The sequence below is a fragment of the Spiribacter onubensis genome (assembly GCF_040838425.1).
Classification (GTDB): Bacteria; Pseudomonadota; Gammaproteobacteria; order Nitrococcales; family Nitrococcaceae; genus Spiribacter; species Spiribacter onubensis.
In genome coordinates, this window is the sequence record NZ_JBAKFI010000001.1 from 316,704 (window position 1) to 336,469 (window position 19,766).

Below are 19,766 nucleotides of genomic sequence, written 5' to 3' on the forward strand. Positions count from 1 at the left end.
TGCGCTCCACCGCCCCGCCAGCGACGATATATCGGGTTCATGAGAGAGGTGCACCATGCCCGAAGAACATGATCTCGTCATCATCGGCGGTGGTGTCGGCGGTCTGGTCACGGCAAGCGTTGCCGGGCAGCTCGGACTCGATGTGGTCCTGATCGAGCGCGAGCCGGCCCTCGGCGGCGATTGCCTGCACTATGGCTGCGTCCCGAGCAAGACGCTCATCCGGAGTGCGGGGGTTGCCCATACCGTCAGGCGCGCCGGTGACTTCGGGATTGATACCTCGCCCGGCGCATCCGATCTCGGCGCCGTGATGGATCGCGTAAAAGCGGTCATTGCGCGAATCCAGCATCATGACGACCCGGACCGCTTCCGTGGCTACGGCGTCGATGTCCGGTTTGGGGAGGCGGCATTCCAGGACGCGCACACGGTGACGATCAAGGGGGAGAGAATCCGGGGTCGCCGCTTCGTGATCGCCACCGGATCGCGGCCGGCGGTACCGCCCATACCCGGCATGGAAAGCGTCCCCTACCTCACCAACGAGACCATTTTCTCGGAGCGTCAACTGCCCGCCCGACTCGCCGTGGTGGGCGGTGGCCCCATTGGTACCGAGCTTGCCCAGGCCTTCGCACGCCTCGGCAGCCGAGTCACGCTGATCGAGGCAGGTCCACGCCTTTTGCCCAAGGATGATCCCGTCCTGACCGCGCAGCTTCAGGAACACCTCTTAGGCGAGGGTGTCGAGGTTCGGGTTAATACCCGGGTTGCGAGTGCAGAGACCGCCGGCGATGCGGCGGTGCTCGAACTCGACTACGATACGGCGTGCGAGGCGCGGACTTTCGACCGTGTACTGATCGCGACGGGGCGCGTAGCCAACACCGCTTCCATCAACCCACAGGCCGCCGGCCTGACGCTGGATCGCGATGGCACGCTCGAGGTCGATAATCGGTTACGGACCAGCCAGCGACATATCTACGCGGTGGGCGACTGCGCAGGCCCTTACCCGTTCACCCACATGGCGGAGTACCAGGCCGGCATTGTCATCAGCAACGCGATATTCCGCCTGCCACGAAAGGCGAACTATGCCGTTGTGCCCTGGGTCACCTACACCGATCCGGAACTGGCCCAGGTTGGCATGACCACCACTGCGGCGGATGCAGCGGGCCTGGATTACGAGCTCGCGACGTTTCCCCTGGCGGATGTCGATCGGGCGATCGCGGAGGGCGAAACGACCGGTGAACTGCGACTCCTCATCCACCATGGACGCATTATCGGCGCCAGTCTGCTGGCACCCCACGCTGGCGAGATCATCCACGAACTCGCGCTGGCCATCACCGAGCGTGTCCCGCTTCGACGGCTCGCCGGCATGATTCACGCCTACCCCACCCTCGCCCAGATCGGCAAACGCGCCGCCGGGGGTTACTATGCCCCACAACTGTTCTCGGCGCGGACACGCAGGCTGGTCAAATGGATCAATCGACTGCTGCCGTAGGTCGCGGCCTGCGATGGACGATTCTCGCCGGCGTGTTGATCGCGATCGGTTTCGGCGTGCTGACCCGCGATCAAATCAACCGTGAGGCCATCATGAGCTGGCTGGCAAGCCTCGGCCCATGGGCAGGCCTCGCCTTCGTGGCCGCCTACGCCATCGGGGCGGTTGCCTTTCTGCCGGGGCTCGTCTTCACGATCGCCGGCGGCGCGCTGTTCGGCCCGGTCTGGGGTACCGTCTACAGCCTCATCGGCGCCACGCTTGGCGCGACCCTTGCGTTCCTGTCCGCCCGGCATGGAATGGGCGACTGGGTCGCCCGTCGGACCGGACGCCGGCTGGAGAGACTGCAGGCGGGGATTGATCGAGAGGGCTGGCGCTTCGTGGCGCTGATGCGCCTGGTGCCGCTAGTCCCTTTTAACTTGCTCAATTACGCGCTGGGACTGACGCGCATCCGTCTGCGCATTTATGTGGCCACGACACTCCTTGCAATGACACCCGGCGCATTCGCCTATGTGTGGGTGGGACATGCCGGCCGGCAGGCAATTGCTGGTGGTGGCAATGTCATTCAAAGTGGACTCATTGCGGTCGCCCTGATCGCTGCCATGGCCTTCCTGCCACGTCTGGTGCGCGCCTTTCGCGCCCCTGCACTGGCGGCTGACGAGCCCGGCCACCAGCAGGACCGACCGAATGAAAACGACCAATGAGGCGATCCAACCGATGAGCCAGCCCGCCGAAACCCAAAACTATTTCCTGGATCCCACCAAGTTCCGGAATCCCGAGCAAACAGCCAGTGGAGAAACCCGGGCCCATGTCACGCTGAAAAAGCTCGAGACGCTCTGGATCAACACGGGCACGCTCTGTAATCTCACCTGCCGCAATTGTTATATCGAGTCGTCACCCCGCAACGACCGCCTCGAATACATCCGTCATGCCGAGGTCACGGCTTATCTGGATGAAATCGCGCAGGAAGGGCTCGGCACGCAGACCATTGCCTTCACCGGCGGCGAACCCTTTCTCAACCCGGACATGCTCGCCATTCTCGAGACCACGCTCGCCAGGGGATTTGACGTCCTCATCCTGACCAATGCGACACGGCCCATGCTGCGCCCACGGATCAAACGGGGTCTGCTGGCGTTGAACGAAGACTACGGCGAGCGTCTCACCCTGCGGGTCTCCATCGATCACTTCGACCCGGCCTGGCACGAACACGAGCGCGGTGCCGAGACCTTCGAGCCGGTCATCGAGGGTTTGCAGTGGCTGACGACCAACGGCTTCAACATCGATATTGCCGGCCGTCTGTTTGCCGGTGATGACGAGGCCACCATGCGGGCAGGCTATGCCGCGCTCTTCGCGGCGCGTGGCATCCAGCTCGATGCCCAGGCGCCGAACAAGCTCGTGCTGTTCCCGGAGATGGACGCCCGGCTCGATGTGCCGGAGATCACGACGGGCTGCTGGGACAAGCTCGGCACCCACCCGGATGCGATGATGTGCGCAAGCTCGCGGATGATCGTCAAGCGCAAGGGGGCTGAACAGCCCAGTGTCATCGCCTGTACCCTGCTGCCCTACGACGAGCGTTTCGAACTGGGACATCGCCTGTCCGATGCGCAGCAGACCGTCGCGCTCAACCACCCACACTGCGCGCAGTTCTGCGTCCTGGGCGGCGCCAGCTGTAGCGGCTGATGAAGGCAGAGCCAATGGACACCAGAAAAATCACGTTCAAGGGACATAGCGGCGACACACTCAATGCCCGGCTCGATCTACCGGACGGCCCCGTGCGCGCCGCTGCACTGTTCGCGCACTGTTTCACCTGCTCGAAGGACATTCCGGCGGCGCGGCGTATCGCCGGACGACTGGCCGCTCAGGGCATTGCCGTGCTGCGCTTCGATTTCACCGGGCTCGGGCATTCCGAGGGTGAGTTCGAGAATACGAATTTCACCTCAAACGTCGAAGACCTGTGCCGCGCCGCTGACTTCCTGCGGGAGAACGTGGCCACTCCACAACTGCTGATCGGTCATTCGCTGGGCGGTTCAGCGGTGATCAAGGCGGCACCCCAGATCGATGGCATTCGCGCCGTCGTCACCATCGGCGCGCCGGCCGATCCCGGCCATGTCTCAAAGCACTTTGCCGAACAGCTTGATGCGATCCGGGAACACGGGGAAGCCCAGGTGGATCTGGCGGGACGGCCATTCACCATTCGCCGACAGTTTCTGGATGACATCACCGAGGCCAGACTGGACGAGGCACTGAAACAAATGCACGCGGCGCTGCTGGTGCTCCACTCGCCGCAGGATACGACCGTCGGCATCCGCAACGCCGCCGAAATCTTCCAGGGGGCCATGCATCCAAAGAGCTTCATCACCCTGGATGATGCCGATCATCTGATTACTCGGGCTGAAGATGCCGACTATGCGGCCGATGTCATCGGCGCCTGGTCAACGCGCTACCTCCAACTGGCCGATGAAGCGCTACCCGCGAGGGCACCCGAGGGCGTCACCCGGGTCTCGGAGGTCAGCCCGAAGGGCTTCCGGCAGGACATCAATGTGTCGGGCAAGCACATGCTGACCGCCGATGAACCGGTCAAGCTGGGTGGCACGGATCGTGGCCCGTCGCCCTACCAGCTCGTGGCGGCCGGTCTCGGTGCCTGCACCAGCATGACCATCCGCATGGTTGCCCGGCGGAAGGGCATCCCGCTGGAGCATGTCTCTACCGACGTCACGCATGACAAGGAACATCGAACGGATTGCGAGCACTGTGGCGAGGGCGGTGCGCGTCTGGACGTCTTCCACCGCCGCATCCATCTGGCGGGAGAACTCAGCAGCGAGGATCGCCAGCGGCTGCTGGAAATCGCCGACAAGTGCCCTGTGCATCGGACCCTGGAGTCCGAAATCGTGGTCGAAACCGTGCTGACGGACGGCCGGGACTGATCTAGCCCGTCTGCTCCAACGGCGGCAGATGCCGCTTCTGGTCCTCCGCCAGCTCCACATCATGGACGACGAGAATCGGCTGATCGGCGTGGCGGACGAGCCATTCGGTGGCCGAGCCATGCAGGAATTGCTGCAACCCGGTGCGGCTCCGCGTGCCCATGGCAATGAGATCCGCCTCCCACTGCTTCGCATGCTCGCTGATCGTCTCGGCGGCGCTGCCTACCGCCACGGCCATCTCCTCGTCATCGCGCTTCCAGCGCTCGAGCCGTGCGAAGGCCTCCTGCTCCGCCTTGTTCCGCTCATCCCTTGCATGCGTTGGGTTGATCGCCGGATTGGCCGTCGCCGAGGCGATATCGCTGGGATTGACGACATACAGCAGCCGCACGGTGGCTTGAGGATGATAGTCCCGGGTCACCGCAAGCGCCCGCGCCGAGGCCGTGGTGAAGTTAACGGGGACAAGAATTCGCTGGAGCATCTGACCTCAGCCTGAAAGGAAATGGGGCGCCATGTTAGCCGAATTTCACGATGTCGGATAATGACGCCTCATCGCGGATGACGGGACGCCCATCGACCCGCGCCAGGTTGCCGCGATGCAGCAAACCCAGTAGCTTACTCAGCCTTTAAAGCGCAGGCGCGCGAGACAGCTCCCCGCGTACACCACGACTGAATAATCCGCGCCAGCGGACAGGCAGGAAATGCAACCCGATACATTGAAGCGCTACGGTGCCGCGCTACATCGTTCCTGGTTTTTCAACTGGCGCGGTGACCTGATCGCCGGCATGGTGGTGGCCCTGGCGCTCATTCCCGAGGCCATCGCATTTTCCGTGATTGCCGGGGTGGATCCCGCGCTGGGCCTCTATGCCTCGTTCTGCATGGCGGTGGTCATCGCGTTCACCGGCGGCCGTCCGGGGATGATCTCCGCGGCCACCGGCGCGATGGCATTGGTCATGATCACGCTGGTGGCGGAACACGGGGTGGAGTATCTGTTCGCCGCCACCATCCTGACCGGCGTGCTGCAGATCGTATTCGGCTGGCTCAGGCTGGCCCGCTACATGATGTTCATCCCGCGGACCGTGATGCAGGGATTCGTCAATGCCCTGGCGATCCTCATCTTTCTCGCGCAGATCCCCCACTTCGTCGGACACGGAATCCCCACCTATGTCATGGTGGCGGCGGGACTCGCGATCCTTTACCTCTTCCCCTACATCAATCGCGCGATCCCGCCGGCGCTCGTGGCTATTGTGGCACTGACCGCCGCCGGCTATTTCCTCGGCAACCCCTTCAACTCCGTGGGTGACATGGGCGATCTGCCATCGGGCATGCCGATGTTCGGCCTGCCAACGGTGCCGTTCACGCTGGAGACACTCCGGATCATCCTGCCGACTGCGATGGCATTGACCATCGTCGGGCTCCTGGAATCGCTGCTCACCGCCTCCATTGTCGACGACCTGACCGATACGCCAAGCAAGAAAAACCGCGAATGTAACGGCCAGGGCGTCGGCAATATCGTCTGCGGGCTGTTCGGCGGCATGGCCTCCTGTGCCATGATCGGGCAGTCGATCATTAACGTGAAATCGGGGGGTCGGGGGCGGCTCTCCAGCCTCGCGGCAGGCATTTACCTGCTGTTTTTCATTCTGGTCCTTGGCGACCTGGTCTCCATGATCCCGATGCCCGCGCTGGTCTCGGTGATGATCATGGTGTCCATCGGCACGTTCGACTGGAGCACCTTCTCAATGCTCCGGAAAATGCCGCGCAGTGATGCCTTCGTCCTGATCGTGACGGTCGTCACCGTGGTGGTCACCCACGACCTCTCCAAGGGCGTATTCGCCGGTGTCCTGCTGAGCGCGGTCTTTTTCGTCCGCAAACTCGCCCGCCAGATCGAGGTCACCGCCCGGGACAGCGATGACGGAGGACATCGGACATACGATGTCCGCGGTGTGCTCTTTTTCGTGGCGGTCGATAATTTCCTCGCCGGCTTTGACTATGGCGCGGGCGTTCCCCGGGTCACCATTGACCTGACCCACGCCACACTGTGGGACAGCTCGGCCGTCGGCGCCGTCGACCGTGTCGTCGGCAAGCTGCGTCGCAACGGCGTCGAGGTCGCCGTGCGGCATCCCGAGGGACAGGGCGCTCACCTGATGGATGAGTTATCCGCCTATGATGAGCCCGGCGCGAAGTCGGTGGGACACTGACGCGGCCGGATAGACCCGGGGATCACACATGGCAATCGAAGTCTCGCTGCTAACGGTTTTCATTGCGGCCCTGATCACGGCGATCACCACCGGCCTGGGGGCATTCCCGCTGGTGTTCGCCGATCGCGTCAGCACGCGCTGGCTGGCGGTTGGTGCGGCAATGGCCGGCGGGCTCATGTTTGCCGCCAGTTTCAGCCTGATCACCGAGGGCAACAGCATCAATGGATGGCGTACCCTGATCGGCATCGCCAGCGGGCTTGTCCTCGTGGTGCTCTCTGACCGCCTGATGGATCATCTCGATACGCCAGACATCGGTGAGTTGCGGGGCGCGAACGCCCGCAAGGCCATCATGATCGTCGGGGTGATGACCATCCATTCTTTCGCCGAGGGGGTCGGAGTCGGAGTCGCTTATGGCGGCGGCGAGCAGCTCGGTGTCTTCATCACGGCAGCGATCGCGATCCACAATATCCCGGAAGGCCTCGCGATCGCGCTGGTACTCGTGCCTCGTGGCGTTCCGGTCTGGCAGGCGGCCGGATGGTCGATTTTCTCCAGCCTCCCCCAGCCCCTCATGGCCATTCCCGCCTATCTCGCCGTGTCCGCCTTCGAACCATTCCTGCCCATTGGCCTCGGCCTGGCTGCCGGCGCCATGATCTGGATGGTATTCGCCGAGATGATGCCCGATGCGAACAGGGACCTGTCAGCCTCGGCGGTGGGTATCGTCGTTGTCCTCGCCTTCATGGGCATGTCCGCCCTACAGATCATGCTGCCGCACTGAACCTTAGCCACGCTCAGGGGCATGGCATTGGCCAAGTCATCCAGCCCCCCAACGCTCCCAGCCCTTTTTGTAATCTCCGCTTTGCTGAGATTCGCGCATTTCTTCATTAAGGCGTAATGCAAGCATCATTGCGGCAACGATCAGGGACAAAAAAAGAATTAACCCATCGCCCGATATCAGCCCGGCCAGACCACCGACAGATGTGGAAAATATCCCGAATGACCTGATTTTCCCCCAGTCCTTTCCGCAATCATTCCCCATCGAATCGCCCACCATTCACTAGAATCCGCTGAGCAGTTTACGAAATTGGCGCGCGATCTGATGTCGTCTTAAAGGAGGATTCCCTCGCTGACACACGTCATTTCGAGGGAGTACGCCTCTATTTCACCCAAACGGCGCATTGTCGGTCTCCCCCACTGCTCCTACCGTCTCGTTGCACTCACCGCAACAAGCGCAAGGAGCGACTCAGGTACATGCATTTCACCAGCGAGCGGCCCGGATCGAATCTCGTCGTTATCGGCGATGATCAACTCGATGGACTGATCATCACGGGACTGACGGGAGAGGCGTTGGTGGCGGCCGCGCGCACCCAGCGTGGTGATCCCCGCCATGCCTATTATCCGTTGTTCGCGATCGCGTCGGGGCCGCCCCCTGAGGGTATCGATCGCGACGAGCTGGCCCTGCTCCTGGACGGTCTGGTGAATGACGAGGCCGAGGCCGCCTCCATGGCGGCCGAACACTGGCAAAAGGTCGATGGCCAGCACGCACTGCCGGCATCAACGCCCGAGGCAAGGCTCCTCAGCTACCTCGCGCTGCGGCCGTCCCGTCCCCTGGCACCCTTGCGTGACTGGCGCAGCCCCAGCGTCTACCGCTATCCCCTGCTGGCCGCGCTGGGCGCCGGCGAGAGCGGCGAAAGCCTGCCGGTACTGGCCGCCCGGGGCCTGCTGGTCCGCCGCGAGCTCATCGAACGACTGCGTCTTTGCCCGGGCTGTGGGGGTGCCCATCTGCTGTTCGTCGATACCTGCCCGAACTGCGCACGGATCGATATCGCGCCCGATGAATCCATCCATTGCTTCCGTTGCGGTCATGTCGAGAGCCAGGGCCGGTTCATGTCCGATGGCAGTCTGCAATGCCCCAACTGCCGGGCGCGTCTGCGTCATATCGGCACGGACTATGACCGACCGCTAGAGCACTACCTGTGCCGCCGATGCGGAGACCGCTTCACCGAACCGGATGTCATCGCCCGCTGCAGCATCTGCAGTCACGAATGCCATCCCGACATGCTGATGGCGCGCGAGGCTGGCACGTACCAGCTCACGGAATACGGACGGATGAGCGCACTGGACGGCAGCGCCGGTCGGGTATTCGAGCGCTTCGATGCCGATCGCTATCTCAACCCGGAGCGCTTCGAGCATCTCCTTGACTGGCAGATGGGGATCACCCGTGCACACGCCGACTGCCGGTTCGCGCTGATACTCATCCAGCTGCATTGGCCGGCCCCGGCGCAGTCGGCGCAAGGCCGGGCGCAGGCCCGTGTCCTGGTCCGGGCGTTCGCGGAACGCCTGCCGGAGTTCCTGCGCGAGGCCGATGTCTGCACGCGGACCCGGGAGCCCGATTTCTGGATCCTGATGCCGCAGGGGGATTCGCGCGAGGCGAAAGTCCTCCTCGATCGGCTGCAGAGGGCGATCCGCGAAGAGGGAACGCCACAGGAAGCCGGACTGACTCTCTCGGCACGTGTGCTGCGCTCGTCCGATCTGCGAGGCCTCGGTGAGGATGCGCGGTCCGTCATGGACCAGGTGCTTCGAGCATCCGAAGGCACCGCGAATGCTTGAGGCCTCCTTTCAAGCGGCATCGATGATGGCGTCCCAGCAGCCGTTATTCCCCATGGTGCTGCTGCTCGAGCTGCCGCTCTATGCACTGATCGTTGCCGGCATCGTCCGCTATCGCTTCATCCATCGGCGGGCCCACCGACAGGCACGGTTCCATGCGCCGCGTGTGAGTTGCGTGATCACGTGCTACAGCGAGGGTCCGGCGGTCCAGAACACCATCCGCAGCCTCGCCAGCCAGATCTACCCCGGCCCCATCGAGATCCTGGCCGTTGTTGACGGTGCATCGGCCAACCGCGGGACATGGCGGGCGCTGCAGGCCATGAAGTCCGAGCTGGCCCGGTCGCACCAGCGGGTATTGAAAATCCTGCCCAAGTGGCAACGGGGTGGACGCGTTTCATCAATGAACGCCGGCCTTCAGCTGAGCCGCGGCGAGATTGTCATGGCCCTTGATGGCGACACCAGTTTCGATAACAACATGGTCGCCGAGGCCGTCTCGCGCATGGCCGACCCGGCCATGCTGGGACTCACCGGCACGCTGCGGGTCCGCAATCGCCAGGCCAGCCTCTGGACCCGTTTTCAGGCGCTGGAGTACCTGGTGGGGCTCATCGCCACCCGAACCGGGCTTGGTGCCTTCAACCTCCTGAACAACGTCTCGGGCGCCTTCGGCGTCTTCCGCCGGGATGTCCTGACTCGCATGGGTGGCTGGGAGTGCGGCACCGCCGAGGATCTCGATATGACGATGCGCCTGAAACGCTATGGGCGCCGCCGTCGTGATCGGCGCATCGGCTTCGAGCCATACGCAATCGGGCATACCGATGTGCCAGTCGGCTTTCGCGAGCTCCTCAAGCAACGCCTGCGCTGGGATGGTGATCTTTTCTATATCTACGCACGCAAGCATCGCGGCGCCTTCGCACCCGGCATCATGGGCTGGCCGAATCTGATCGCCACGCTCTGGTACGGCCTCCTCCACCAGATCGTTCTGCCCTTCGTGATCGTGATCTATCTGATCTGGATCCTGATGACACGCCCTGCCGAACAGGTGATGGCGGGGCTGATCCTCATTTATGGCCTGTATCTGCTGATCTCGCTGCTCATGACCGTCATCTCCATTGCCATGCTCTCTGAGCGGCGTGGCGAGGACCTGCGACTGCTGCTCCTGGTACCCCTGTTCCCGATCTATCGGGGAGTCATGCGGTTGTGGTCAACCGTGGCCATCCTCGCGGAGATCGTCCTCGAGACCCACAAGGACTCCAGCATGGCGCCCTGGTGGATCCTGAAAAGGAGCCGTTACTGATGCGTTTCTTCCTCTCTCTCACCGTTTCCCTGACCGTCGCGGCCACGTCACTGCCCCACGCCTTTGCCATGGATGGAGAACCACCACTCGAGCGTACGGCTCTCACCGCCGCCTTGGATACCTCGCCGCGGGTGCAGGCCGCGCGCGCCGAAGCGGATGTCATCGAGCAGCAGCACCGGCAGCTGGAGGCCGAAGGCGGCTGGCGTGCCTTTGGCGCCCTGTCGGGCGCTGCCGTCAATGAGATCGAAGGCAACAACGGCAACCGACGGTACGACCGTCTCCAGGGAGACATCGGCGTCAGCCGCCCCCTGCTCGGTAGCCTGACGGCACAGCGTAAAGCCCTGCTCACGCTTGAACGGCAGCGAGTGCGCGCCGAGGGTAGAACCGGCGAGATCACCGAGACCGTAGGCAGGGAAGTACGCGAAGCCTATGCGAAATACTGGATCAGTGATCGCCGCTACCGACTGGCATCCGCCTGGCATCAGAGACTGTCGGACCGCCTTGAAGGGCTTCGGCCCCAGGTCGGTACCACTCTGCGCGCCTCCGAGTTTGCCGAGGCGCGCTCGGCCCTGCGCCTGGCCCGGGAAAACCGGCGGCGGGCGCGCAATGATCGTCAGATGCAGCTGCATGCACTCGAGGCCCTGCTGGGCGAGAGCATCCGCCCTTTTGATCCGCGCTGGCCGGTGGAGCGCGGGATATGCGGGCGCGCGGGCGTGCTGCTCGAGGCGGCGCTGGCCGCCGACCCGATCAGCGAGAGCGCCCGCCGGGAACTGGCGTTACTGCTGGAACGCGGCAATAGCGGCCTCGCCGATGAAGTCCAGTCTGATCTGGTGCTGACCCATACCCAGACCGTCGAGGACTGGGACGAAAACGGCGATGAGACGAGCATAGGCCTCACGGCGGAAATACCGCTCAGCCTCGGTCAGGCACGTGATGCGCGGCGAAATCTGCGCAACGCGGAAGTCCTTCAGGTCCAGCGCCGGATTGAGGCCAACCGACAGGAACTGCGCGGGCGCATCGGTGTGGCCATGGCGGAGCTGCGCAACACCACTCAGGCCCGGCAGGCCGCCAATGCCCGCCTGGACCAGGCCCGCGACGACTGGAATGAAGAGCGACGTCGACTGCGATCCGGTCTGACCCGCAGCCCGATGCCGGCCCTGCGCGCCGCGATCCGCTGGTACCAGACCGCCGATGAGCGACTTGATCGCGAGGCCGAATGGCTGGTTGCGCGCGCACCGCTCGAGACCATCGAGACACCCGGCTGCAGCGCACCGCGGCCGGAGATCATGGAATCGGCCCGAGAGGAGATCCCGACATCATGAGAGTCCAGTTCACCGACCGTGGCAGCCGCCGAATCGGCAGTGGCATTCCCATACAGTACGGGTCGGCACGCCGTCCGACGCCCCGGCTGCGCTGGTTCCTGGTCATCCTCGTCGTCTCGAGCCCGCTGATCTATCTGGCCTGGATGATCCTGCGGGGCGGCCTCATGGTGGATGCCAGCGGCGTGCTTTCCTACGAAACCACCCGAGCCGGTGCCATGGTGAGCGGCGTTGTCCGGGAGGTGCTGGTCGAAGAGAACGACAGCGTCGCGGCGGGACAGCCCCTGATCCGCATGGAGAACCCGGAAATCCGCGGACGTATCCGCCACCTCCGCCAGGAGCTCGAGCGCATGCGGGCGGACAAGGCCCGGGCGCGTGATCAGGCACAACGCAGTCTCACGATGGCACGCGATGAAATCGCCGCTCTGGAGACCCTGCTGGATGATCAGACGGAATGGCTGCAGCAGGTCAGGGCCCTGTCCCGCGGGGGTGCCATCACGGGACGCGAACAGTACGAGGTGGCGGCCCGACTGCAGGAGACGCGTCGTCGTCTGATGGAGGCAAGGGAACGGGCGCTCGAGGCGGAGCGGGCCCTGCAGCAGGGGGACGCCAGCCTGCGCGAGCGCGAGCGGCAGCTGAGACTGTCCCTGGATATCGCCCGAACCAACCAGACCTTCCTCGATATCCGAGCCGATGTAGACGGCGATATTGTCGAGGTCGAGGTCCGACCCGGCGACACGGTGGGCCCCGGGACAACGCTGCTGACCATGACCCGACCCTCCGTTCCCGAGCTGACCGCCTATCTGAACCCGGCTGACGGCACCTTCGTACGCGCGGGCGGGAGAGTGGAGGTGCGGCTCCCGGACGGCACCCGGCTTCCCGGTGAGGTGATCGGCCGCCCGCGGCTGACAGGCCGGGTCCCGCCGACCATGCGACAGATCATCCAGGACGCCGAGGCCGCATTGATGGTGCGCATCGGTCTCAACGAGGCGGTCCCGGAAGCCATGGCGGTCCATGGCCTGCCGGTGTCGGTGGAGTTCGCGAGGGGACTCGATGTTGCGCTCAGACGCCTGGACCTCATGCCCGCCATGGAGGGCGCGGTGACCGCCTTCGCCCAGGGTCAGGAGACACAATAGCGGCGGTCATGCCGTGTCGCGATCAGGCTCCCCGAGGGCATGGCGCTGCAACCGCTTGATCTCGTCACGCAGTTTGCCGGCCTCCTCAAACTCAAGGTTGCGGGCGTGCTGATGCATCTGCTGTTCAAGCTCCTTGATCCGCTTGACCGCCTGAGCCGTGGTCAGGTCGGCATAGGCGCGCGCCTCTTCCGCCACCTCGGCGTAATGCTCAGCGGTATCCGGTGCGCTGGCCCATCCCCGTTCCATGACATCGGCGATCGCCTTGCGAATCCCCTGCGGCGTGATGCCGTGTGCCTCGTTGTGGGCCATCTGCTTCTCGCGCCGGCGCTCCGTCTCATCGATCGCCCGGCGCATGGAGTCGGTGATCTGATCGGCGTAGAGGATGGCCCGGCCATTGACGTTGCGTGCCGCCCGGCCGATGGTCTGGATCAGTGAGCGCTCGGCGCGCAGGAAGCCCTCCTTGTCGGCATCGAGGATTGCTACCAGCGAAACCTCTGGAATATCAAGACCTTCTCGCAGAAGATTAATGCCAACTAGAACATCGAATTCTCCCAGGCGGAGGTCGCGGATGATTTCCGTGCGCTCCACCGTATCGATGTCGGAGTGCAGGTAGCGGACCCGCACGCCGTTCTCCGAGAGGTACTCCGTCAGGTCCTCGGCCATCCGCTTCGTCAGCGTGGTCACCAGAACACGCTCGCCGGCCTGGCTGCGTTCGCTGATCTCGCCGAGCACATCATCCACCTGGGTACCGGCCGGCCGCACCTCCACGGCCGGATCCACCAGACCGGTGGGCCGGACGACCTGCTCGGCCACCGTGGCCGAGTGTTTCTGCTCGTATGGACCCGGCGTGGCCGAAACGTAGATGCGCTGAGGCGCGATTGCGTCGAATTCCTCGAATTTCAATGGCCGGTTGTCCAGCGCCGAGGGCAGCCGGAAGCCGTATTCCACCAGCGTTTCCTTGCGCGCCCGGTCGCCGCGATACATGCCGCCGACCTGCGAGACGGTGACATGGGATTCGTCAATGAAAAGGATGGCATCGTCCGGCACATAATCGAACAGACACGGCGGGGGTTCTCCCGGTCCACGCCCGGACAGATAGCGGGAGTAGTTCTCGATCCCGTTGCAGTAGCCCAGTTCCTGCATCATCTCGAGGTCAAAGCGGGTGCGCTGCTCAAGCCGCTGCGCCTCGAGCAGACGGCCGGCGCCCTGCAGCTGCTCGAGCCGTTCCTTGAGCTCGACCTTGATCTTTTCCACGGCGCTCAGCACGGTCTCACGCGGCGTGACATAGTGGGACTTCGGGTAGACCGTCAGCCGCGGCACCCGCCGCAGCACCTCTCCGGTGAGCGGGTCGAACCAGGCGAGACTCTCGATCTCGTCATCGAAGAGTTCCACCCGCACCGCCTCGTCCTCGGACTCCGCGGGGAAAATGTCGATGACGTCACCGCGCGCACGGTAGGTGCCGCGCGAGAAGTCATAATCGTTGCGGGCGTACTGCAGCTGGGCGAGCCGGCGGAGGATGCGGCGCTGATCCACCTGCTCGCCCTGCTGCAGATGCAGGACCATTTCCAGATAGGCGGTGGGGTCACCGAGACCGTAGATCGATGAGACCGACGCGACGATGATCGTATCCCGCCGCTCGATGATGGCCTTGGTCGCCGAGAGGCGCATCTGCTCAATGTGTTCGTTGACCGAGGCATCCTTCTCAATGAAGGTGTCGGAAGATGGCACATACGCCTCTGGCTGATAGTAGTCATAGTAGGAGACGAAGTACTCCACGGCGTTGTTCGGGAAGAAGGCCTTCATTTCGCCGTAGAGCTGCGCCGCCAATGTCTTATTCGGGGCGAGAATCACCGCGGGGCGCTGCTCCTGGGCGATGAGGCTCGCCATGGTGAAGGTCTTCCCGGACCCGGTCACGCCGAGCAGTGTCTGATGTGGGTGGCCGGCCCGCAGGCTGGCCGCCAGCGACTCGATCGCCGCCGGCTGATCGCCCGCTGGCTCGAAATCGCTTTCGATCTGGAAACGCAGTGTCTGATCCGTCATGGCAATGCAGGTCCGATGGTGTTTCGCGTATCATTCACGCCAAACAACAGAAGTGGAGGCGATCCTTGGATATTCAACTTTCCGAGCGCGTGGAACGCGTCAAGCCCTCGCCCACGATGGCCGTCACCGCCCGCGCCGCGGAGATGCGCGCCGCCGGGCATGACATCATCGGCCTCGGGGCCGGCGAGCCCGATTTCGATACGCCCGAGCATATCAGCGAAGCGGCCATCCAGGCGATCCGCAACGGCCAGACCCGTTATACCCCGGTGGACGGCACCCCGGCGCTCAAGCAGGCGATTCAGGCGAAGTTCGAGCGGGATAATGGTCTTGAGTATGAGGCCAATCAGATCCTCGTCTCCTCCGGCGCCAAGCAGAGCCTCTACAACCTGTTCACTGCCGTGCTGAATGCCGGTGACGAGGTGGTGATTCCGGCCCCCTACTGGGTGTCGTATCCGGATATGGCCCTGCTGGCCGACGGCGTGCCCCGCATCGTCGAGGCGGACCAGTCGCAGCGTTTCAAGATCACGCCGGCGCAGCTCGACGCGGCCATTACCGAACGCACCCGCATCGTGGTGCTCAACAGCCCCTCCAACCCCACCGGCAGCGCCTATAGCCGGGCGGAGTTCGAGGCCCTGGGCGAGGTCCTTCGCCGATACCCGCAGGTACTGATCGCAAGCGATGATATCTACGAGCACATCCTCTGGACGGAAGAGGCGTTCAGCAACATCGCGATGGTCTGCCCGGATCTCGTCGACCGCACGGTGGTGGTCAACGGGGTATCCAAGGCGTACGCCATGACTGGCTGGCGGATCGGTTACGCCGCGGGGCCCGCCCGCGTGATCGGCGCCATGAAGAAAATCCAGTCGCAGAGTACCTCCAACGCCAGCTCCATTTCGCAGGCGGCCTCGGTGGCTGCGCTGGACGGCGACCAGGGCGTCATCGCGCCGATGGTCAAGGCCTTCCGCGAGCGCCATGACTATGTCGTCGAGCGCCTGAATGCCATGCGCGGTGTCAGCTGCATCGCCGGCGACGGCACCTTCTACGCCTATCCGGATGTCAGTGAAGCGATCACCAACATCGAAGGCGTCAGCAGCGACACAGTACTCGCCGAATATCTCATCGGCGAGGCAAATGTGGCGCTCGTGCCCGGTACAGCCTTCGGCCTTCCCGGCCATGCCCGCATTTCCTATGCCACCAGCATGGAGAATCTGGAAAAGGCCATGGACCGGCTCGAGGGCGTGTTCGGGCGCGACTGAACGGCCCTGCAATCGCGCCGTGTCGGTTGACGGCACGGCGTGAGGCGCTAAACTACGCGCTTCGACAAGACGGCGATTCCCCGGTAGCTCAGCGGTAGAGCGAGTGACTGTTAATCACTGGGTCGGCGGTTCGAATCCGTCCCGGGGAGCCACTCATCCGTCGATTCCCCACCTCAGAGCCTTACGGCACCACCCACTGACCGGCCCATCCGTCCGATCGCTCAAACCTGGCCCGGCGGTGATGACGCCCTAGATGCAGGATATCCATCCACTGGATGGTCAGCTCCATCACGGCGAATGCCGCCAGATCCGACCACTTGCGGTAGTCCAGCGCCTCATCAAGCACATTACCCGGCGCTGGATCGCGGCCATAGCAATCCCGGGCATGATCCGGGAGGCTTTCCCAGACCGCCCGGACGGACTCGCCCGAGAGGACCGACACATTCCCCTGCAGCCGAATCTGCAGATGGGCTGCGGAATCCCAGAAATGCAGGCCGGCGACCGGGTTTGCCTGCACTTCTCCCACCTTGTCCGAGTGCCGGTCCGTATAAATCCGCAGGGTGGCCTCCTTCCGGTCCGCGGCGCGCAGCACGACAGTCCGCGCCTGCGGCCCGCCCTCAGCGTCCACCGTGACCAGCGTGGGATGACGCCCCGCGGAACGGCGGTCCGCGACACCACGCCTGAGGCGCTTCCAGGCCTGATCATGAAGCGCTGGAAGTGACGTGGCCCACTCATGGGATTCCGGATTCATCGCTATCGCGACTCCACCTCACGCCAGACCTGCTGGAGGAACTGCAGATTGTCCCCCTTGAGGCTGGGTATGAAGGTCAGGGATTCCATCTCGGCATCGGTCGGAGTGATCGGCGGCTGCTGCAGGACCTCGTCGAGCATGGGGAGTGCCGCCTCATTAGGGCTCGAGTAGTAATTCCAGTTCGACAGCTGAGCACCTACCTCCGCACGCAGGATATAGTCGATGAATGCATGCGCCAGGGCCGGATTGGGGGCCTCGGCGGGGATCATCATATTGTCCACCCAGACCTCGGCGCCCTCCTTGGGGATGACGTATTCGATGTTCTCAAACCCCTCGGGATCCTCCGACTTGAAGAACAGGTAATCACCGTTGAAGGTCATCCCGGCGGCCACGGAGCCCCGCACCAGCTGCTGGAGCACCGGCGTACCCTGGATGAAACCGGCGAAGTTGTCCCGCTGTTTGGTCTCGAGCACCAGGCGTGCCGCCTCCTCCAGTGCGTCCCGACCCGTGCAGTCGTAGCCATGGCCCAGCCAGGCACAGGCCGCACCGAGGGTCACCTGGGCGTCCTCGGGCAGCGCAAACGGCGCATCCGGGTTGACTTCGGGGTCGAACAGGACCGACCAGCTGGCCGGCACATCGCCGAGCGCATCACGGTCATACACCAGCCCGGTCGTGCCCCACTGGTACGCCACGGAATACCGGTTGCCCGGATCGAAATCCGGATCAATGAACGTCCCCATGAGGTTGTCGAGATTGGGCAGGCGGTCGTGATCCAGCGGCTGGACCAGGCCGCTCTCCACGAGACGGGACACATAGTAATTCGACGGCACGACGATGTCGTACTGGCTGACGCCACCGGCCTGCAGCTTGGCAAACATCTCGCCGTTGGAGTTGAAGTAGTTCTCCACCACCTCAACGCCGTATTCGTCCTCGAAACCCTCGATGATCGCCGGGTCCATGTACTGCGACCAGTTGAAAAGCGACAGGGTCTCCCCTTCGAACTGGGCTGCGGCCTGCCCGGCCCCGGCAGCCAGCGCGACGGCCATTGCGGTTACCCCGATCCTGCGATGCGTCATGCCTTTGTTCCCCCTTTGGATTGTTTTCCCCCGGATGACCCCTGCTGGGCCAACAGACTGAAAAGTGCCACCACGAAAACGCTGCCGATCATCAGCGTGGCGATGGCGTTCACCTCGGGGGTAACCCCCTTCTTGATGGCACTCCAGATATAGATGGGCAGTGTGGTGCTCTGCGGGCCCGCGGTAAAGAAGCTGATGACGAAATCATCGATGGACAGCGTCAGCGCCAGCAGGAAACTCGACAGGATCGCCGGACGCAGCACCGGCAGCAGAAAGAACCGGGCCCGCTGCCACGGCCCTGCGTAGAGATCGTGACAGGCCTCGAACAACTGCGGATCCAGCGACAGCAGACGCGCATTGACCAGCAATGCCACGAACGGCACCTGGAAAGTGACATGCGCGATCACCATCGTGCCCAGGCCCGGCGAGAGGATGCCGAGTCGTTCATTGATGGCCACGAAAAAGGTCATCTCGGCGATTCCGAAGACGATATCCGGCATGATCACGGGTAGGTAGATGAGCCAGACCAGCCAGCTCAAACGACCGAGCCGGTAGCGATAGAATCCGTACCCGAGCAGACCGCCGATGATCACGGCGATGAGCGTCGAGACCGTCGCCAGCACCACCGTGTTCGTCAATGCCGAAATGATGGCCTCGTTGCGGAAAAGCCGCTCGTACCACTGCAGCGAGAAGCCGGCAAAGCGCGCCGACGAATTGATGCTGTTGAACGAGAAGAAGACCACCACCGCGAGCGGCGCATACAGGAACACCAGCAGCACGATCCAGAAGGCTCGCAGGGCATACTCAAGGCCACCACGCCTCACAGCACGACCTCTCGATCACCACCCAGGCGCCGGCCGAGATCCCGCAGGACCTTCAGGCCGATGAGCGTCACCGCGATCATGATGATGGCGCCGGCAGCCCCCAGCGGCCAGTTGCTCGCCTGGGCGAACTGCCGGGCGACGAGGTTGCCGATCATGGTCGCCTTGCCACCGCCAAGGAGTTCGGTGACCACATACATCCCGAACGCCGGGATCGCCACCAGCACGGTGCCGGCCATCAACCCGGGCAGCGTCTGCGGGAAGACCGCATGGCGGAATACCCCCACCGGGCTTGCAAACAGGTCCTTTGCCGCCTCCACCTGCTCGGTGTCCAGGCGCTCGAAGGCGGCATAAAGCGGCAGCACCATGAACGGGAGAAAGTTGTAGACGAGCCCGACGATGACGGCGAACTGCGAGGGGAAGAGGCCCATCTGCGGCGCCGTGAGACCGAGCAGCGCGGCGAAATCGGACACCGGTGTTCCGGGTGCGAAGATATTCATCCAGCCCACCGAACGAATCACCTGATTTGTCCAGGACGGCACCACGATGACCAGCAACATCAACGGCCGCCAGCGGGCCGGTCGGGTGCTGATGTAGTAGGCCGCGGGATAGGCCAGGAGAATGACCAGTGCGGTGGCGAGCAGCGTCTGCCAGACGGACCGGATCAGCGTATAGAGATTGCCCGGGCTCCAGCCCAGAAAACCGAATCCGGCAAGCTCGCGGAACGATTGCAGGCTGAGCGGCAGTGTCGGCAATCCATAGGGACCATTGGTGAGAAACGCCATGCCCACCAGATAGGCACTGGGCAGTACCAGAAACACCAGAATGCAAAGGGCGCCCGGGGCAATGGTGATGAGCATATGAGCGGTTTCGCGG

General features: G+C 63.8%; 18 protein-coding genes and 1 tRNA gene. 12 read left to right on the forward strand and 7 right to left on the reverse strand.

What is annotated here, in order from left to right:
• The first annotated feature begins 55 nt into the window (after window positions 1–55).
• Genes V6X63_RS01610 through V6X63_RS01625 form a run of 4 tightly spaced genes read left to right on the forward strand, consistent with a single transcriptional unit; the run spans window position 56 to window position 4,401 of the window.
• Complete coding sequence (locus V6X63_RS01610) at window positions 56–1,483, forward strand: dihydrolipoyl dehydrogenase family protein (RefSeq protein ID WP_367977970.1); 1,428 nt, start codon at window positions 56–58, stop codon at window positions 1,481–1,483.
• Window positions 1,459–2,181: a TVP38/TMEM64 family protein gene (locus tag V6X63_RS01615; protein WP_367966853.1), complete on the forward strand. Its 723-nt coding sequence runs from the start codon at window positions 1,459–1,461 to the stop codon at window positions 2,179–2,181. Before V6X63_RS01610 ends, V6X63_RS01615 begins: the two co-directional genes overlap by 25 nt.
• Complete coding sequence (locus tag V6X63_RS01620; protein ID WP_367966854.1) at window positions 2,165–3,157, forward strand: radical SAM protein; 993 nt, start codon at window positions 2,165–2,167, stop codon at window positions 3,155–3,157. The genes V6X63_RS01615 and V6X63_RS01620 overlap by 17 nt, the downstream gene beginning before the upstream one ends.
• A 14-nt stretch (window positions 3,158–3,171) precedes the next feature.
• Window positions 3,172–4,401, forward strand: a complete 1,230-nt coding sequence (locus tag V6X63_RS01625; RefSeq protein ID WP_367977971.1) for a bifunctional alpha/beta hydrolase/OsmC family protein — start codon at window positions 3,172–3,174, stop codon at window positions 4,399–4,401.
• A 1-nt stretch (window position 4,402) separates the two neighbouring features.
• Here the strand turns inward: V6X63_RS01625 and V6X63_RS01630 are convergent, their stop codons facing one another.
• Complete coding sequence (locus V6X63_RS01630) at window positions 4,403–4,876, reverse strand: universal stress protein (protein WP_367966856.1); 474 nt, start codon at window positions 4,874–4,876, stop codon at window positions 4,403–4,405.
• 220 nt (window positions 4,877–5,096) lie between these two features.
• On the opposite strand from V6X63_RS01630, the gene V6X63_RS01635 reads away from it, so the two are divergent.
• Together V6X63_RS01635 and V6X63_RS01640 are read left to right on the forward strand one after the other, a co-directional pair.
• On the forward strand, window positions 5,097–6,593 hold the full coding sequence (locus V6X63_RS01635; protein ID WP_367966857.1) for a SulP family inorganic anion transporter: 1,497 nt from the start codon (window positions 5,097–5,099) through the stop codon (window positions 6,591–6,593).
• 28 nt (window positions 6,594–6,621) lie between these two features.
• Window positions 6,622–7,368 (forward strand): ZIP family metal transporter, encoded by a 747-nt coding sequence (locus V6X63_RS01640; RefSeq protein WP_367966858.1) that lies wholly within the window; start codon window positions 6,622–6,624, stop codon window positions 7,366–7,368.
• Between the two features lie 36 nt (window positions 7,369–7,404).
• On the opposite strand, the gene V6X63_RS01645 is transcribed toward V6X63_RS01640, so the two are convergent.
• Entirely contained in the window at window positions 7,405–7,644 is a 240-nt protein-coding gene (locus V6X63_RS01645) for a hypothetical protein (protein ID WP_367966859.1), read from the reverse strand.
• Window positions 7,645–7,841: 197 nt separating this feature from the next.
• Here V6X63_RS01645 and V6X63_RS01650 point away from each other — a divergent pair, with 197 nt between their 5' ends.
• Genes V6X63_RS01650 through V6X63_RS01665 form a run of 4 tightly spaced genes read left to right on the forward strand, consistent with a single transcriptional unit; the run spans window position 7,842 to window position 12,946 of the window.
• Window positions 7,842–9,200, forward strand: coding sequence for a TackOD1 domain-containing metal-binding protein (locus V6X63_RS01650; protein ID WP_367966860.1), 1,359 nt, complete (start codon window positions 7,842–7,844; stop codon window positions 9,198–9,200).
• 22 nt (window positions 9,201–9,222) lie between these two features.
• Window positions 9,223–10,491, forward strand: a complete 1,269-nt coding sequence (locus V6X63_RS01655) for a glycosyltransferase family 2 protein (RefSeq protein ID WP_367977972.1) — start codon at window positions 9,223–9,225, stop codon at window positions 10,489–10,491.
• On the forward strand, window positions 10,491–11,813 hold the full coding sequence (locus tag V6X63_RS01660) for a TolC family protein (protein ID WP_367977973.1): 1,323 nt from the start codon (window positions 10,491–10,493) through the stop codon (window positions 11,811–11,813). The genes V6X63_RS01655 and V6X63_RS01660 overlap by 1 nt, the downstream gene beginning before the upstream one ends.
• On the forward strand, window positions 11,810–12,946 hold the full coding sequence (locus V6X63_RS01665) for an HlyD family secretion protein (RefSeq protein ID WP_367977974.1): 1,137 nt from the start codon (window positions 11,810–11,812) through the stop codon (window positions 12,944–12,946). The genes V6X63_RS01660 and V6X63_RS01665 overlap by 4 nt, the downstream gene beginning before the upstream one ends.
• A 6-nt stretch (window positions 12,947–12,952) precedes the next feature.
• Here the strand turns inward: V6X63_RS01665 and uvrB are convergent, their stop codons facing one another.
• Window positions 12,953–14,986 (reverse strand): excinuclease ABC subunit UvrB, encoded by a 2,034-nt coding sequence (uvrB, locus tag V6X63_RS01670; RefSeq protein ID WP_367977975.1) that lies wholly within the window; start codon window positions 14,984–14,986, stop codon window positions 12,953–12,955.
• A 65-nt stretch (window positions 14,987–15,051) separates the two neighbouring features.
• On the opposite strand from uvrB, the gene V6X63_RS01675 reads away from it, so the two are divergent.
• On the forward strand, window positions 15,052–16,242 hold the full coding sequence (locus V6X63_RS01675) for a pyridoxal phosphate-dependent aminotransferase (protein ID WP_367966865.1): 1,191 nt from the start codon (window positions 15,052–15,054) through the stop codon (window positions 16,240–16,242).
• Window positions 16,243–16,319: 77 nt separating this feature from the next.
• Window positions 16,320–16,394: transfer RNA gene (locus V6X63_RS01680), tRNA-Asn, on the forward strand.
• A 29-nt stretch (window positions 16,395–16,423) separates the two neighbouring features.
• Here V6X63_RS01680 and V6X63_RS01685 read toward each other — a convergent pair.
• From V6X63_RS01685 to V6X63_RS01700, 4 genes are read right to left on the reverse strand one after another with little or no spacing between them, the layout of a single operon-like run.
• The gene (locus V6X63_RS01685) at window positions 16,424–16,993 is read right to left on the reverse strand and encodes a pyridoxamine 5'-phosphate oxidase family protein (RefSeq protein ID WP_367977976.1); all 570 of its coding nucleotides are present in this window, start codon (window positions 16,991–16,993) and stop codon (window positions 16,424–16,426) included.
• 2 nt (window positions 16,994–16,995) lie between these two features.
• Window positions 16,996–18,069 (reverse strand): polyamine ABC transporter substrate-binding protein, encoded by a 1,074-nt coding sequence (locus V6X63_RS01690; RefSeq protein WP_367977977.1) that lies wholly within the window; start codon window positions 18,067–18,069, stop codon window positions 16,996–16,998.
• Window positions 18,066–18,893 (reverse strand): ABC transporter permease, encoded by an 828-nt coding sequence (locus V6X63_RS01695; RefSeq protein WP_367977978.1) that lies wholly within the window; start codon window positions 18,891–18,893, stop codon window positions 18,066–18,068. The genes V6X63_RS01690 and V6X63_RS01695 overlap by 4 nt, the downstream gene beginning before the upstream one ends.
• A complete protein-coding gene (locus V6X63_RS01700; RefSeq protein ID WP_367977979.1) occupies window positions 18,890–19,750 on the reverse strand; it encodes an ABC transporter permease in 861 nt (286 codons plus the stop codon). The genes V6X63_RS01695 and V6X63_RS01700 overlap by 4 nt, the downstream gene beginning before the upstream one ends.
• Window positions 19,751–19,766 lie beyond the last annotated feature (16 nt).

What these genes read in the sequence shown, in the direction of transcription:
- V6X63_RS01660 (WP_367977973.1), top strand. Translation starts at nt 10,491, where the DNA reads ATGCGTTTCTTCCTCTCTCTCACCGTTTCCCTGACCGTCGCGGCCACG.
- V6X63_RS01630 (WP_367966856.1), bottom strand. Translation starts at nt 4,876, where the DNA reads ATGCTCCAGCGAATTCTTGTCCCCGTTAACTTCACCACGGCCTCGGCG.
- V6X63_RS01650 (WP_367966860.1), top strand. Translation starts at nt 7,842, where the DNA reads ATGCATTTCACCAGCGAGCGGCCCGGATCGAATCTCGTCGTTATCGGC.
- V6X63_RS01700 (WP_367977979.1), bottom strand. Translation starts at nt 19,750, where the DNA reads ATGCTCATCACCATTGCCCCGGGCGCCCTTTGCATTCTGGTGTTTCTG.
- V6X63_RS01640 (WP_367966858.1), top strand. Translation starts at nt 6,622, where the DNA reads ATGGCAATCGAAGTCTCGCTGCTAACGGTTTTCATTGCGGCCCTGATC.
- V6X63_RS01690 (WP_367977977.1), bottom strand. Translation starts at nt 18,069, where the DNA reads ATGACGCATCGCAGGATCGGGGTAACCGCAATGGCCGTCGCGCTGGCT.
- V6X63_RS01665 (WP_367977974.1), top strand. Translation starts at nt 11,810, where the DNA reads ATGAGAGTCCAGTTCACCGACCGTGGCAGCCGCCGAATCGGCAGTGGC.
- V6X63_RS01685 (WP_367977976.1), bottom strand. Translation starts at nt 16,993, where the DNA reads ATGAATCCGGAATCCCATGAGTGGGCCACGTCACTTCCAGCGCTTCAT.
- V6X63_RS01620 (WP_367966854.1), top strand. Translation starts at nt 2,165, where the DNA reads ATGAAAACGACCAATGAGGCGATCCAACCGATGAGCCAGCCCGCCGAA.
- V6X63_RS01655 (WP_367977972.1), top strand. Translation starts at nt 9,223, where the DNA reads ATGATGGCGTCCCAGCAGCCGTTATTCCCCATGGTGCTGCTGCTCGAG.
- V6X63_RS01615 (WP_367966853.1), top strand. Translation starts at nt 1,459, where the DNA reads ATGGATCAATCGACTGCTGCCGTAGGTCGCGGCCTGCGATGGACGATT.
- V6X63_RS01625 (WP_367977971.1), top strand. Translation starts at nt 3,172, where the DNA reads ATGGACACCAGAAAAATCACGTTCAAGGGACATAGCGGCGACACACTC.
- V6X63_RS01635 (WP_367966857.1), top strand. Translation starts at nt 5,097, where the DNA reads ATGCAACCCGATACATTGAAGCGCTACGGTGCCGCGCTACATCGTTCC.
- uvrB (WP_367977975.1), bottom strand. Translation starts at nt 14,986, where the DNA reads ATGACGGATCAGACACTGCGTTTCCAGATCGAAAGCGATTTCGAGCCA.
- V6X63_RS01645 (WP_367966859.1), bottom strand. Translation starts at nt 7,644, where the DNA reads ATGGTGGGCGATTCGATGGGGAATGATTGCGGAAAGGACTGGGGGAAA.
- V6X63_RS01610 (WP_367977970.1), top strand. Translation starts at nt 56, where the DNA reads ATGCCCGAAGAACATGATCTCGTCATCATCGGCGGTGGTGTCGGCGGT.